The organism is Shewanella sp. SW24, assembly GCF_025653395.1.
In the GTDB taxonomy this organism is placed as follows: Bacteria; Pseudomonadota; Gammaproteobacteria; order Enterobacterales; family Shewanellaceae; genus Shewanella; species Shewanella oncorhynchi.
On record NZ_JAKKSH010000020.1, the window covers coordinates 23,694 to 37,230 of the forward strand.

Below are 13,537 nucleotides of genomic sequence, written 5' to 3' on the forward strand. Positions count from 1 at the left end.
ACGCATAAGTGAAGATTAAACGATTTTTTGCCAAAGACATGCGCGCCGCACTGGCCCAAGTGAAAGAAACACTCGGCTCAGATGCCGTCATTATGTCAAATAAAAAAGTGAACGGTGGCATCGAAATTGTCGCTGCCGTTGACTATGACGAACCTAAAGCGAAAACTGCAGCCACTGCGCCAGCACCGACCTTTATGGACGTGAGCGACGATCTCGTGTCCCTAGGTGCTAAGCAGCCAGTTCGTGTAGAAACTCGCGCTAAGCCAGCCGCACCAGCAGACTCATTACAAGCCTTACTTGAGAAGCAGCAAAGCCGTTTGAATCAACAAATGTCACATCAGCAAGTTGATGCCGAGTTACCAGCATGGGCTAAGGGCTTACAAGCCCCTACTGCTGTGAAACCAGAACATCGTGAAGCACCTTCCTCGTTTGATAAAAAGCCACAAACATCACAGAAACAAAGTGCTGATATTGAGGCTATGCGTGATGAATTAGCATCACTGCGTAATTTACTGACACATCAAGTATCCTCCTTGATGACGGAACATAAAAAACGCATCGATCCCGTCGGTGCTATGCTCGAAGCCAAATTGCTTGAGGCTGAATTCTCCCCTGCGGTTGCGAATAAATTAGCCGCGCTGAGCCAGCATTATACGCCAGCTGAATTAGTCAGAGCATTACCACAAAGTCTTGCGAATATGCTTGATAATCAGGGCGATGACATTGTTAAGCAGGGCGGAGTGGTTGCATTAGTTGGTCCTACTGGGGTTGGTAAAACAACGTCATTAGCTAAACTTGCTGCCCGTTTTGCGGCACATCATGGTGCTGAACATGTTGCTTTAATTACCACAGATCATTATCGCATCGGAGCCTATGAGCAATTAGCAACTTATGGCAAAATAATGGGCTGTCCAGTAAAGCAAGCTCATGATCTAAATGAATTAGAACAAATTCTCTATCAGTTTAGGAATCGCAAGCTAGTATTGATAGATACGGCTGGCATGGGACAGCGAGATATGCGCCTTTACCAGCAACTTGATAATTTAACTGCAAATAGCAGGATACCTATCCGCAGTTATCTGGTACTGTCTGCGACAGGGCAGCGCCGTGTGCTGCAAGATGCAGTCAATCATTTTAAACGCATTCCCCTATCTGGTGTCGTTCTCACAAAACTCGATGAATCTGTGTCGTTAGCAGGGGCATTAAGTGTGTTGATCCAAAACGGATTACCATTAAGTTATATTACTGATGGACAAAGAGTTCCTGAAGATATGAAAGTTGCGGATACCCTAGATTTAGCCCAGCAGGCACTCGCAGCGTTAGATAGTACAGAACAACAATCATTACAAGACACAGCGTGGTCAGATAATATGGCCTGTGCATTTGAGTAGATTTATGACCCTGGATCAAGCAAGTGGTTTACGTATGATGAATCAACCCTATAACGAAAAAGTGAAAGTAATCGCGGTCACAGGTGGCAAAGGAGGCGTGGGTAAAACCAGCGTTTCTATTAATACTGCTGTGGCATTAGCCGAAAAAGGCAAGCGTGTCTTGGTACTTGACGCTGACCTTGGCTTAGCAAACGTCGACGTCATGCTGGGTATTCGTGCCGAGCGTAACCTCTCTCACGTGCTCTCTGGTGATGCAGAGCTTGACGATATTATCGTGCGTGGTCCAAAGGGGATAGGCATAGTTCCAGCCACCTCAGGAACACAGGGGATGGTGGAATTAAGCCCTGCACAACATGCTGGATTAATCCGAGCATTTAGCGAGATGCGGACTCAGTTTGATATTCTAGTCGTAGATACAGCGGCTGGGATCTCGGATATGGTGCTCAGTTTCTCACGTGCTTCGCAGGATGTGCTAGTCGTTGTTTGTGATGAACCTACTTCTATTACCGATGCCTACGCCCTGATTAAAATTCTCAGCCGTGAGCATGGCGTGTTCCGTTTTAAAATAGTTGCCAATATGGTGCGTAGTTTACGCGAAGGTATGGAATTATTTGCTAAACTCAGTAAAGTGACCGACAGATTTTTAGATGTTGCACTTGAATTAGTCGCCACGATTCCATTTGACGAAAACTTACGTAAATCAGTTCGTAAACAAAAATTGGTGGTTGAAGCTTATCCTAAATCACCAGCTGCAATTGCGTATCAAGGATTGGCAAATAAAATTTTGAGCTGGCCTGTGCCGCAGCAACCTGGTGGGCATTTGGAGTTTTTCGTTGAGCGTTTAGTACAACGACCAGATTTTCAAGAGGAAAAAACGAGTGAATAAAGCCGCTGCGTATACTTGTTTAGACAATAAATCGTCGATCGTTGAACAGTATGCTCCGTTGGTTAAAAGAATTGCGCATCATTTACTCGCCAGACTACCTGCATCTGTGCAGTTAGATGATTTACTCCAAGCTGGGATGATGGGGTTACTAGAAGCATCATCCAAGTTTGATGGTGGCAAAGGTGCGAAATTTGAAACCTTCGCCGGCATACGCATACGTGGAGCCATGTTAGATGAAATTCGTCGTGGCGACTGGGTCCCTCGTTCCGTTCATCGTAACAATCGTAAGGTTGCACACGCTATTGATGAGTTAGAGCAAGAACTGGGCCGTGATGCACGCGACACAGAAATTGCAGAAAAACTTGATATGACGCTCGATGAGTACCATCATATTCTTAACGATGTTTCTGTCGGAAAAATCATAGGGATAGAAGATTTAGGCGTATCTCAGGATATACTTACAGTGAGTGATCGGTCCGATGATGATTCATTTGAAGCATTAGCTGAGAACCAATTTCATTCTGCTCTGGTTGAGGCAATTAAATTATTGCCTGAAAGAGATGCATTAGTGTTATCCCTGTACTACGATGAAGCATTGAATTTAAAAGAGATTGGCGCCATTCTTGAAGTCAGTGAATCGCGGGTTAGCCAGATATTAAGTCAGGCAATGTTGCGATTAAAAGCTAAACTCAAGCACTGGACATAAGTATAATTATTAATCGAGCACAGAATGTCAGCTCACCGGAGGAAACCTTGGACAAGAATATGAAGATTCTCATTGTTGACGATTTTTCGACAATGAGGCGTATCATCAAGAACTTGTTGCGAGACTTGGGGTTTAATAACACCCAAGAAGCAGACGATGGCTCAACAGCCCTGCCGATGTTGCAAAAGGGGGATTTTGATTTTGTTGTTACAGATTGGAATATGCCTGGTATGCAAGGAATCGATCTGTTAAAAGCAATTCGCGCTGATGATTCGCTAAAGCATTTACCCGTATTAATGGTAACTGCTGAAGCAAAACGTGAACAGATTATTGCTGCCGCTCAAGCGGGAGTGAATGGTTATGTGGTTAAGCCTTTTACCGCTGCAACGCTGAAAGAGAAGTTAGATAAAATATTCGAACGACTCGCTTGAGCAAGGATGAGCTATGAAGTCACAAACATCAGGGCTCATCACGCTCGAGCAAGCTCAGCATTTAGTTGAATTATTAAGTGCAGGTGAGCAAAGTCAGGCAGATGATTTATTTCGGGAGCTTGCTGCTCCACTGCAACGAGAATTATTCGAAGAAGTAGGTAAATTAACTCGGCAACTTCATAGTGCGCTGATGGATTTTCAAGTTGATAATCGTCTTGCTGAATTAGCCAATACAGAGATCCCCGATGCCAAGCAACGTTTAAATTACGTTATTGACATGACCGAACAAGCTGCAAATAAAACCATGGATGCGGTTGAAGAATGTTTACCTTTGGCTAATGCCGTGACTGTAAATATTCAAAATGTCATGCCATCTTGGGACAGATTAATGCGACGCGAGATAGCGCTGACTGAATTTAAGGGCCTTTGTCACGATGTACAAGACCTTATGTCTCGTAGTGCAAATGACTCGACTCGATTACGTGAATTGCTTAATCAAATTTTGATGGCGCAAGATTTTCAAGACTTAACAGGACAAATAATACGTCGTGTTATTGATCTAGTAATGGAAGTAGAAAGTAATCTGGTTTCTATGCTGACGGTATTTGGTGAGCAACCTATGATTGAAAGTCAGATTGCTCAGAAAAATAATATTGAAGCAGAAGGCCCGATAATGAATGCCGAACTTCGTCAAGATGTAGTAACGGGTCAAGACGAAGTGGATGATCTTCTATCGAGTCTGGGTTTCTAACTGGGAGTCAATTTGATGGCCTTTGATGTAGATGAAGAGATACTCCAGGACTTTTTAATCGAAGCCGGTGAAATTTTAGAGCTTCTGCAAGAGCAACTCGTTGCGCTTGAAAATAATCCTGATGATACTAACTTGCTGAACGCCATTTTCCGAGGTTTTCATACCGTTAAAGGTGGTGCTGGCTTTCTTAGCTTAACTCCCATGGTTGATGTTTGTCATGAGGCTGAGAATACCTTCGATTTATTGCGCACAGGCAAGCGTAGCGTTAACGCAGAGTTGATGGATATTATTTTGCAGGCTGTTGATGCAATTAATACCATGTTTGCGCAAACCCAGCAGGGCGAGCAACAAGATCCCGCCGATTCAGGTTTGTTAGCGAGACTTAAAATGCTCAGTTCAGGTGCACCTTTGCCATCTGAAGTCGCTTCTGCCAAGGTTGTAGAGCCAGAACCTGTTGTTGAAGTCATTATTGATACTCCTACCCTTCAAGAAATCCCTGCTGACATAAGTGATAACTCATCTTCCATTGAAAATACGTCTTCAAGTATCGATGATATCAATGATGCTGAATTTGAAGCTTTATTGGATGCGCTTCATGGTTCAGGAAAGGGACCTGCGGTCGCTGCTACCACATTTGTATCTGAGCCTGTTGCTGTCAAGCCTGCTGCACCAATTAAAACACCTTCAACATCAGGTGATGACATCACTGATGATGAGTTCGAGGCGTTACTGGATGAACTTCATGGCTCAGGTAAATTTAAAGCTGAGGCTGAAGTGCCTGTTAAGCCTAAGGTTGTGGCAACACCTGTGCCTCAACCGATTGTAGATGCTGATGAAATTACCGATGATGAGTTTGAACGATTACTCGATGAACTCCATGGGAAAGGTGGAGCACCTGCGAAAGCCGAAGTTAAAGCGCCTACACCCCCTGTTTCGACTGTAGCACCTACTGCTGCACCACATGCTCCTGCGCCAGTTAAAGCCGCAGTACCAGCTCCTGCTCCAGTCGTTGCTGCAAAACCTAAGGTGGAAATTGCGGTTGTCGATAAAGCACCTGCTAAGGCTAGCTCTGCGAATGTGCCTCAGGGTGAAACAACAGTACGTGTAGATACCGCACGACTCGACCAGATCATGAATATGGTGGGTGAGTTAGTGTTAGTGCGTAATCGATTGGTGAGCTTAGGCATCACCCGTGATGATGAGGAGATGTCGAAAGCTCTCGCGAACTTAGATCTCGTTACTGCCGATTTGCAAGGCGCTGTGATGAAAACCCGTATGCAACCGATCAAGAAAGTGTTTGGTCGTTTCCCTCGGGTGGTACGTGATCTTGCTCGTACACTAAACAAAGAAATTGATTTGATCATGGTCGGTGAAGAAACTGACTTAGATAAAAACCTCGTTGAAGCGCTTGCCGATCCGCTCGTCCACTTAGTGCGTAACTCTGTGGACCATGGTATCGAGATGCCAAACGAGCGTGAAGCTAGTGGTAAGCCAAGAACGGGAACGATTACCTTATCTGCAAGTCAGGAAGGCGACCATATACTGCTGAAAATCGAAGACGATGGCGCAGGCATGGATCCTGAAAAACTCAAAAAAATCGCCATAAATCGTGGTGTGCTCGATGAAGATTCTGCTTCGCGGATGACAGACAGCGAAGCCTATAATTTGATTTTTGCACCAGGTTTTTCAACTAAAGTTGAGATTTCAGATATTTCAGGCCGTGGTGTTGGGATGGACGTGGTAAAAACTCGTATCACCCAGCTGAATGGCACTGTACATATTGATTCCATGAAAGGTAAGGGAACGATACTTGAGATTAAAGTACCGTTAACACTGGCGATTATGCCTACCTTAATGGTCGATGTCGCTAAACAAGTGTTCGCATTACCTCTATCTAGCGTGAATGAGATTTTCCATCTCGATCTCACAAAAACCAATATTGTTGATGGGCAACTGACTGTCATAGTGCGTAATAAGGCCGTACCTTTGTTCTATTTGGAACACTGGCTACATAGAAACAAAACGACCTTTAAACATGGCGATAAAAAGCATGGTCATGTGGTTATCGTGCAATTAGGCATGATGCAAATTGGTTTTGTAGTGGATGCCTTAATAGGACAAGAAGAGGTCGTTATTAAACCTCTTGGCGCTATGTTACATGGCACACCTGGGATGGCTGGTGCGACAATTACATCGGATGGTGGTATTGCACTGATCTTAGATGTTCCTGGATTGCTAAAGCATTATGCGAAAAGTAAGAATTAGTTTCCAAGCTAAGGAATGGAATGGCCATTAAAGTATTAGTCGTTGATGACTCAAGTTTTTTCAGACGACGTGTTAGTGAAATAGTCAATCAAGATCCTGAACTGGAAGTTATTGCGACGGCCTCAAATGGGGCCGAAGCGGTGAAGTTGGCTGCTGAGCTTAATCCCCAAGTTATCACTATGGATATTGAGATGCCTGTCATGGATGGTATTACTGCTGTTCGTGAAATCATGGCTAAGTGTCCGACTCCGATCTTGATGTTTTCTTCTTTAACCCATGATGGCGCTAAAGCAACGTTAGACGCTTTAGATGCTGGTGCATTAGATTTTCTACCTAAACGTTTTGAAGATATTGCGACCAACAAAGATGACGCTATTTTATTGTTGCAACAAAGAGTTAAGGCATTGGGACGACGCAGAATGTTTCGTCCGATTGCACGTCCTGTGGTTGCGCCAACACCTAGTGTGCGTCCAACAGGTAGCGTTTTAGGTACAACGAGTATATCGGCTCATACGCCTGTCGCAGCTCCTGTTAGAACGTCAACGGCAACGACGATTCGTGCAAGTGGTAAACAGTATAAATTATTGCTGATCGGTACATCTACTGGTGGTCCGGTTGCGCTGCAAAAAATACTCACGCAGTTTCCAGCAAACTATCCGCATCCTATTTTATTAATCCAGCATATGCCTGCTGCCTTTACCCCTGCATTTGCGAGTCGTTTAAATGGCTTATGTAAGATTGAAGTAAAAGAGGCCGCTAATGGCGATCTGCTTAAACCGGGTTGTGCATATTTAGCGCCAGGTGGTATGCAAATGATGGTTGAACGTACTGGAGCAAGTGGCCGATTAAAAGTTATCGCAGGCAGTGCTGATATGAATTATAAGCCCTGTGTGGATATCACCTTTGCTTCTGCTTCTAAAGCCTTTAGTGGTGATGTGCTTGCTGTTGTATTAACGGGCATGGGGGCGGATGGCAGAGAAGGCGCACGTATGTTGAAAGCTGTAGGCGCTACCATTTGGGCGCAAGATGAAGCCAGTTGTGTGGTTTATGGTATGCCACAAGCCGTTGCGAGTGCAGGGATTGCCACCCAGTCGATAGCCTTAGACAACATGGCCGAATGTATTTTAAAAGAGTCTGTTCGTGTCTAAAAACCAATATCCGATGAGCACAAATAGTGTGCTCATCATCTTGTTGATGGGCATAGCCATTTTGGTTCTTGGTGCCTTAAGCCTTGATTACAAGCGTAAGAATAGTTTGCTGCAGGCGGATATAAAACGTTTGGAATCGACTCAGGTGCTGTTAATGGTACCTGACGAACAGGCTGAGGCCATTGCAACTTGGTTAGCGTCTCATCCCGATCAGACTAAAGCAATGTTGCAATTAGCGGCTCCTGGTGAGCAGAAGGCTGTAGCGATTGGTCCTGAGCCGGTACAAAATAGCATTCCGCCTTTGCTGGGCGAACCAGATACTGAAATAGATACGGCGAAGGAAAAAACTAATCTGGAATCCTCTATTCCTAAACAGCTTCAAGCGCCAGAAAAAGAGGTTAAAGCTGTTTCTCAGACAATTGCCCCCCAAAATGCAGAGATGCTGCCCGTGGTGATATCTGAGAATGCCGATGGTGTCAAAGTGATTAGTTTGCCCAATGGCGGCATTCGAGTCACGACCAGAAAAGAGCAGTAATTTTTAGAATTTGTGAACTCACAATTTTCTAGTTCATTAGCATATTAACCAGTATAGGTAGGGGTCACTTCTTGAAAGTCTGGACCATAGCGAATCAAAAAGGTGGCGTAGGTAAAACCACGACGGTAGCGAGTTTAGCGGGAACATTAGCTAAGCGTGGCAAGCGTGTTCTTATGATAGATACCGATCCACATGCTTCGTTAGGTTATTACTTAGGTATTGATTCTGAAGAGGTTCCAGGCTCGTTGTTTGATGTTTTTCTTGCCCATAAAAACCTTTCTAAGGAACTCGTTTTATCCCATGTAGTGCCAACCTTAGTCGATGGTTTGGATTTATTGCCTGCAACTATGGCATTGGCTACCTTAGATAGAGCCTTAGGTCATCAAGAGGGAATGGGATTAGTACTACGTAATTTATTAGCACTGGTTGCTGATGATTATGATGTTGCTATCGTTGATTGCCCACCCGTACTCGGGGTATTAATGGTCAATGCGCTTGCGGCAAGTCAGCATATCATTATTCCTGTGCAGACGGAGTTTCTTGCCATTAAAGGGCTAGAGCGGATGATTAAAACGATGGAGTTAATGGGCCGATCTAAGAAGACGCGCTACAGTTACACTGTTGTGCCTACCATGTACGATAAACGCACTAAAGCATCACCTGCGGCTTTGCAAGTTCTTGGTGCCGAATACAGTGATACTTTGTGGAAAGACGTTATTCCAGTAGACACTAAGTTTAGAGATGCCAGTTTGGCACATTTACCAGCATCGCATTATGCGAGTGGTTGCCGCGGCGTTAAAGCCTATGAAAGATTATTAGATTTCTTATTAGTTGGGGAGTTTGGCCATGTCAAAATCGGTTGATGAAACTGTTTTTGATTTTTTCGCATTATTGCTACAGGAAGACGACAGTCCAAACCAGATTGTTTCCCCTCAAAGCATTGTAAAAGCAGACTCAAATCAAAATGTTGCCGTTAATCAAACGGAGGCAGCATTGCTCGATGCGGCTATTTTGGCTGAAAATGGTCGCACTGCCGCACCGCAGAATGTAGAGAAGGCCATAACGCCTACTGCGCAGTTGCAGCCAAAAGCTGTGCCGAGACAACATGAGTTTGTTGCTCCGGTAAGCCAGGTTGTAGCTCAAGTGAATAAGCAAGCGTTAGAGAAATTACTCGCGCCAGTACTAAAGACTGCAAGGTTAGAACCGATACCTCCTTCAGTAGAGATAGCGCCACCTATTGATGTTCAACCTGTTGTGGTAGAAGTACCACAAGCTCAGCATGTTGTTAATGAAACCGTTGTTGATGAAATCGTTGAGCCAGAAACACAAGTCGGCATTACGCCTCCTAGTGTGACAAAAGATTTGCAAGAAGTGCTCGATGATGAGTTTCAGGTACTATTCTTTAAAGTAGCAGGGCTGACATTGGCTGTGCCTTTGGTGAGTTTAGGCGGAATAGTAAAAGTTGAGCGGATAAACCACATCTTTGGTCGACCCGCATGGTTTCTTGGTGTACAGACGCATAGGGAGGAACAATTGAACATTGTCGACACTTGTGCGTGGGTTATGCCAGAAAAATACACAGATAAACTGGCGCAATCAGTAAATTATCAATATCTTGTATTATTAGAAGGCAGTAACTGGGGATTGACTTGTGAGTCCTTGGTCAATGCGGTAAAAATTAATAAGTCGCAAGTCAACTGGCGTAGTCAAGCGGGTAAACGCCCTTGGTTAGCGGGTGTAGTAAAAGAACAGATGTGTGGCATTTTGCACGTACAAGCCTTAGTTGAAATGCTTAATGCGGGTTTAGGTTGTCAGGACTCAATTGGTTGAGGTAAACATGAAAGATACAAGAAATGTAGCAGCAGTCGCTGCAAGTAAAGATGATGCAGTATTACAATGGGTTACCTTTAAGTTGGACCATGAAACTTACGGTATCAACGTAATGCAAGTGCAGGAAGTGTTGCGTTATACTGAAATTGCTCCCGTACCTGGTGCTCCCTATTATGTACTAGGGATCATTAACTTACGTGGTAATGTCGTCACTGTAATTGATACCCGCTCACGTTTTGGATTGCAGTCTGCTGAAGTTGATGATTCAACCCGAATTGTTATCATCGAAGCTGAAAAGCAGGTCATTGGTATCTTAGTTGATAGTGTTGCAGAAGTGGTTTATTTGCGCCGTTCTGAAATTGACAATGCGCCTAATGTTGGAACGGAAGAGAGTGCTAAGTTTATTCAAGGCGTGAGCAATCGCGACAATGAATTACTTATCTTAGTTGATCTCGACAAATTATTGTCCGACGAAGAATGGGCCGAGTTGACTCAGATCTAATCAATGAGTGTGATAAGGCTGAATGATTAGAATTCATTCAGCCATTTTGTTTATTTGCGAATAAATCGATGATGTTGAGTATTTACGATTTATGGGTAGACGAAGTCTTTTTATCATAGCTTGAACAATGGCCAATTATATTGGTGACGTTAAGTGAGCACTTTGGAATAGATAACTCAATTGTAAGCCAGCTCCAAATCTATGGTTTTGAGTGAGTATAAGGATTTTTGATGGGCGATGAATTTTTGATCGCAGCGTTAGTCTATGTCATCGCATGCTTAGGGTTAGTACTCTTTTTACAAAAGCAATTGAGTAAATTAAGAAGCAAAGTTGAGGCATTGACTGTGTTAGTTAAAGAGGGCGATCGGCAGCGAGAGTCTTTTAAACGCGAATTGCAAGAATTACGCAGTGGCACAATCGGTGTAGGCCGTCGTGTTATTGAATTAGAAAAACGCATACTGCAACAGTCTGAACGTATTGAAGAGACGACTCAACAGGATCCACAGGCAAAACTTTATACTCGAGCAATGAAGATGGTCGCGCTTGGTGCTGGTGTCGACGAATTGATTAAGGAATGCGAATTACCTAAAGCTGAAGCCGAGCTGTTGATCCGTCTGCATCGTAAGTAATCGGTAGCCAATTGAACACTAAAAGCTAATTTTCTGAATTAGCTTTTTTATTTTATGCCTTCTCGACAATTTTTTTATGCATATTATTCCATTGCTCAGGAAATTTACCGTCGAGCATATACACAAATGCAATCAGTTCGGCGATAAGCAGGTAAAGCTCCTTGGGAATTTCCTCTCCTAACTCTAGCAATTGCAAAAAATGGCTCAGATGGGGATCTTGATGGATATAAACGCCGTTAGCCTTAGCTAAGGCAATAATTTCCTCTGCGATAAGCCCTTCACCAGTCGCGACTATTTTAGGAGCGTTACGACCATCGTAGCTCAGTGCGACAGCTTGTTTAGGTTCACTCTCTTCGCTCATATCGTTATTCCCAATGTTTTGTATAATGAACTCAATATTAGTGTTGGAACATTGTCACTCACTAAGCTTTTGTTTTTACGAGGAAATGATCGCCAGGTAATAAGGTTGCTGGTACTTGCGCTATTTGAGTTGATAGTTCACCAGGCGTAAAACCCAGTTGTGATAGTTTTTGGCTTAAGGGCGTTAAAAAGTTATTAACCTTATTAAGTAGTATCTGACTATTGCCTTTGAACTGGATATCTAATTGTTGATTGTGGTTTTGGGCTGAAATCAGCAGAGGTCCTTGTGCTAGGTTAAACTTCAGTTGTAAACGCCATCCTATTTTTTTATCTGGGTCATCAGGATCGGCTTCTTGCTCAAATTTCCCTTCCAGTTGCTCCTGTCGTTGGTTAATACCATAGGGCAGGGCGAAGAACCACACTAAATTGCCTGCGCTCTCATTACTTGCCTGTTGGTATAAATGCAGGTTAGAGGCTAATAGTCCCATGCTATCAAGGCCTCCTGCTTTGCTCAGTTGCCCAAGTAGTTTAGTGGAGAAGCCCACTTTAGCTTGTAACTGTTCAAGGTAGTCGGCAAGCTTTTTGCTCACGGAATTCGAATTGTTATTGGCTTTAAAGCCAAGTAGCAGCTGAAAAAGTGAGGTAATTGCACTCCCATTCATGAGCATAGAGGCTTGATTTGATTGAGGCGTAGCAAGATTTAGACTCGCTAGACCGAGAATATTGGCTTTGAGCTCATCGATATCATTTAATTGGCTCAGTGGTGGTAGCCCTAAATGCGGTAGGAGTTTCAATAACTCAGATGCTAAATTCGAGTTGCTATTAGAACGAGATAGCTCAATAGGAAGTGCCCCCGCTTTATTGAACGCTTTTTGTAAGACATCAGCTACTTTTATCGAAGTATCAGTCTTAGCATCATTGCCTTGTTGTTCACTCTTTTGGCTACTGGATCCTAAAATATTCTTAAGTTTGTTTATGTCTGTAGGACTCACACTTAGGATTTCTTGTGACGTTTTTGAGCCTTGAGGTAACCCGTTTTTGCTATTTACGTTTTCACCCATTTGTGATGCCGGTGATTGACCCTCAAGCCGATTTTCAAGGGCTGAGTTTTGGGTGCTGATCTGACCTAGGTCTTTAGTTGTTGGCGTTATGACTTGCGCGTTAGAGATATTCTGTGAGCCAGTCGCAGTAGGCGCTGATGGAATATCTACTTTACTTTGAAGCTGCATTATATCGACTTTGGCTGTCACAATTTGTTTTGTGGGCTCAGGTAGAAAGTTGATATTTTCGAGTTTTTTTAGAAAGGAGGCAATGATCTGGGCTGGTTCAATTTTCGCGATCACAAGATCAGAAGATGGTTTATTTGTGGGAACCTGAGTTTCATTTACTGGCGCCCCAATTATGATTTCGAGTTTGCTCTGTATTGGGGTGAGTAATAAAATAGGGCGCCCTTGTTGAAAGGCTATTTTCGCGATGAATTCACCTTGATTCAGCTGGGGTCCTGGATCTTGTGCTACAACGGTACCATTAGCAAATTGAAACTCCTTGTTAACTATAGTGACGTTGGGTAATGGATAGCCCTGTGTGCGAGCCGCGAGTGCAGAAAGCTGCGTCTGAGAGATGCCATTTTGTTGCGCCAGATTGATCACTGCCTCAGGGATTTTCAGTACGAGAGGTGTAGCTAACGCAAGCAGTTGGCTAGTTGAGTTTTGCACTATTGTAGTTGGAGTTGAGCTGTTTTGCGCATTGGGCGCGACTAAAAAGCTATTAGCAGTCAACAATATTTGCCGCTGTTGAGCATTAACTAGCTTTAAATTATATTCTGTACCGTTTAGAATAATACTATCTCCCTCAGGTGATGTTTGCACCTGAGCCGGAATGGGGCGTGGAGTAGCATTGAGGGCATCAGTGTGGGCCATCGCAGTGTGTAACTGCGAATTTTGACTGCTGACAAGTGGAATCGACTCCATTTAATGACCTTATATAGTTTATCCTGCGATACATTCGTTTAGTAAAATTAACAATTGACCAATTTTTTTTGCCAAGTATGCTTATGCGCCTTGTGACAAAGGAACTGTCATACTGGATAGTATGCCACTAAGA

The 13,537-nt window shown here is 43.7% G+C and carries 14 protein-coding genes; 12 read left to right on the forward strand and 2 right to left on the reverse strand.

The genetic code is table 11. The features are described 5' to 3' along the window. Nucleotides 1-8 precede the first annotated feature (8 nt). From flhF to L5M17_RS15910, 12 genes are all read left to right on the forward strand, one after another. A complete protein-coding gene (flhF, locus tag L5M17_RS15855; protein WP_263148459.1) occupies nucleotides 9-1,391 on the forward strand; it encodes a flagellar biosynthesis protein FlhF in 1,383 nt (460 codons plus the stop codon). Nucleotides 1,392-1,395: 4 nt separating this feature from the next. After that, nucleotides 1,396-2,277, forward strand: a complete 882-nt coding sequence (locus L5M17_RS15860; RefSeq protein ID WP_006082389.1) for a MinD/ParA family protein — start codon at nucleotides 1,396-1,398, stop codon at nucleotides 2,275-2,277. Beyond that, entirely contained in the window at nucleotides 2,270-2,983 is a 714-nt protein-coding gene (locus L5M17_RS15865; RefSeq protein ID WP_028761175.1) for an RNA polymerase sigma factor FliA, read from the forward strand. The genes L5M17_RS15860 and L5M17_RS15865 overlap by 8 nt, the downstream gene beginning before the upstream one ends. A gap of 47 nt (nucleotides 2,984-3,030) precedes the next feature. Next, a complete protein-coding gene (gene cheY, locus L5M17_RS15870) occupies nucleotides 3,031-3,414 on the forward strand; it encodes a chemotaxis response regulator CheY (protein ID WP_007649667.1) in 384 nt (127 codons plus the stop codon). A gap of 13 nt (nucleotides 3,415-3,427) precedes the next feature. Next, nucleotides 3,428-4,165 carry a protein phosphatase CheZ gene (locus L5M17_RS15875; RefSeq protein WP_028761174.1) on the forward strand — a complete coding sequence of 246 codons (738 nt, stop codon included), beginning with the start codon at nucleotides 3,428-3,430 and terminating at the stop codon, nucleotides 4,163-4,165. Between the two features lie 15 nt (nucleotides 4,166-4,180). Beyond that, the gene (locus tag L5M17_RS15880; RefSeq protein WP_263148461.1) at nucleotides 4,181-6,430 is read left to right on the forward strand and encodes a chemotaxis protein CheA; all 2,250 of its coding nucleotides are present in this window, start codon (nucleotides 4,181-4,183) and stop codon (nucleotides 6,428-6,430) included. Between the two features lie 20 nt (nucleotides 6,431-6,450). Continuing rightward, the gene (locus L5M17_RS15885; protein ID WP_212600925.1) at nucleotides 6,451-7,578 is read left to right on the forward strand and encodes a chemotaxis response regulator protein-glutamate methylesterase; all 1,128 of its coding nucleotides are present in this window, start codon (nucleotides 6,451-6,453) and stop codon (nucleotides 7,576-7,578) included. 13 nt (nucleotides 7,579-7,591) lie between these two features. Next, a complete protein-coding gene (locus tag L5M17_RS15890; protein WP_198572674.1) occupies nucleotides 7,592-8,113 on the forward strand; it encodes a membrane anchored protein in chemotaxis locus in 522 nt (173 codons plus the stop codon). Between the two features lie 71 nt (nucleotides 8,114-8,184). Beyond that, on the forward strand, nucleotides 8,185-8,976 hold the full coding sequence (locus tag L5M17_RS15895) for a ParA family protein (RefSeq protein WP_028761170.1): 792 nt from the start codon (nucleotides 8,185-8,187) through the stop codon (nucleotides 8,974-8,976). Next, entirely contained in the window at nucleotides 8,960-9,943 is a 984-nt protein-coding gene (locus L5M17_RS15900; protein ID WP_263148463.1) for a chemotaxis protein CheW, read from the forward strand. Before L5M17_RS15895 ends, L5M17_RS15900 begins: the two co-directional genes overlap by 17 nt. A 7-nt stretch (nucleotides 9,944-9,950) precedes the next feature. Further along, a complete protein-coding gene (locus L5M17_RS15905; protein ID WP_006082380.1) occupies nucleotides 9,951-10,445 on the forward strand; it encodes a chemotaxis protein CheW in 495 nt (164 codons plus the stop codon). Between the two features lie 230 nt (nucleotides 10,446-10,675). Further along, nucleotides 10,676-11,074 carry a DUF2802 domain-containing protein gene (locus tag L5M17_RS15910; protein WP_028761168.1) on the forward strand — a complete coding sequence of 133 codons (399 nt, stop codon included), beginning with the start codon at nucleotides 10,676-10,678 and terminating at the stop codon, nucleotides 11,072-11,074. A gap of 52 nt (nucleotides 11,075-11,126) precedes the next feature. Here L5M17_RS15910 and L5M17_RS15915 read toward each other — a convergent pair whose 3' ends face one another. Both L5M17_RS15915 and L5M17_RS15920 read right to left on the reverse strand, forming a co-directional pair. Next, the gene (locus tag L5M17_RS15915; protein WP_028761167.1) at nucleotides 11,127-11,435 is read right to left on the reverse strand and encodes an EscU/YscU/HrcU family type III secretion system export apparatus switch protein; all 309 of its coding nucleotides are present in this window, start codon (nucleotides 11,433-11,435) and stop codon (nucleotides 11,127-11,129) included. Between the two features lie 61 nt (nucleotides 11,436-11,496). Continuing rightward, nucleotides 11,497-13,404, reverse strand: coding sequence for a hypothetical protein (locus tag L5M17_RS15920; protein WP_263148466.1), 1,908 nt, complete (start codon nucleotides 13,402-13,404; stop codon nucleotides 11,497-11,499). Between the last annotated feature and the right edge of the window lie 133 nt (nucleotides 13,405-13,537).

Bases quoted from the DNA above. Each gene is read 5' to 3' on its own strand.
- L5M17_RS15860 (WP_006082389.1), top strand. From the start codon at position 1,396: ATGACCCTGGATCAAGCAAGTGGTTTACGTATGATGAATCAACCCTAT.
- L5M17_RS15875 (WP_028761174.1), top strand. From the start codon at position 3,428: ATGAAGTCACAAACATCAGGGCTCATCACGCTCGAGCAAGCTCAGCAT.
- L5M17_RS15880 (WP_263148461.1), top strand. From the start codon at position 4,181: ATGGCCTTTGATGTAGATGAAGAGATACTCCAGGACTTTTTAATCGAA.
- L5M17_RS15885 (WP_212600925.1), top strand. From the start codon at position 6,451: ATGGCCATTAAAGTATTAGTCGTTGATGACTCAAGTTTTTTCAGACGA.
- L5M17_RS15890 (WP_198572674.1), top strand. From the start codon at position 7,592: ATGAGCACAAATAGTGTGCTCATCATCTTGTTGATGGGCATAGCCATT.
- L5M17_RS15900 (WP_263148463.1), top strand. From the start codon at position 8,960: ATGTCAAAATCGGTTGATGAAACTGTTTTTGATTTTTTCGCATTATTG.
- L5M17_RS15905 (WP_006082380.1), top strand. From the start codon at position 9,951: ATGAAAGATACAAGAAATGTAGCAGCAGTCGCTGCAAGTAAAGATGAT.
- L5M17_RS15910 (WP_028761168.1), top strand. From the start codon at position 10,676: ATGGGCGATGAATTTTTGATCGCAGCGTTAGTCTATGTCATCGCATGC.
- L5M17_RS15915 (WP_028761167.1), bottom strand. From the start codon at position 11,435: ATGAGCGAAGAGAGTGAACCTAAACAAGCTGTCGCACTGAGCTACGAT.
- L5M17_RS15920 (WP_263148466.1), bottom strand. From the start codon at position 13,404: ATGGAGTCGATTCCACTTGTCAGCAGTCAAAATTCGCAGTTACACACT.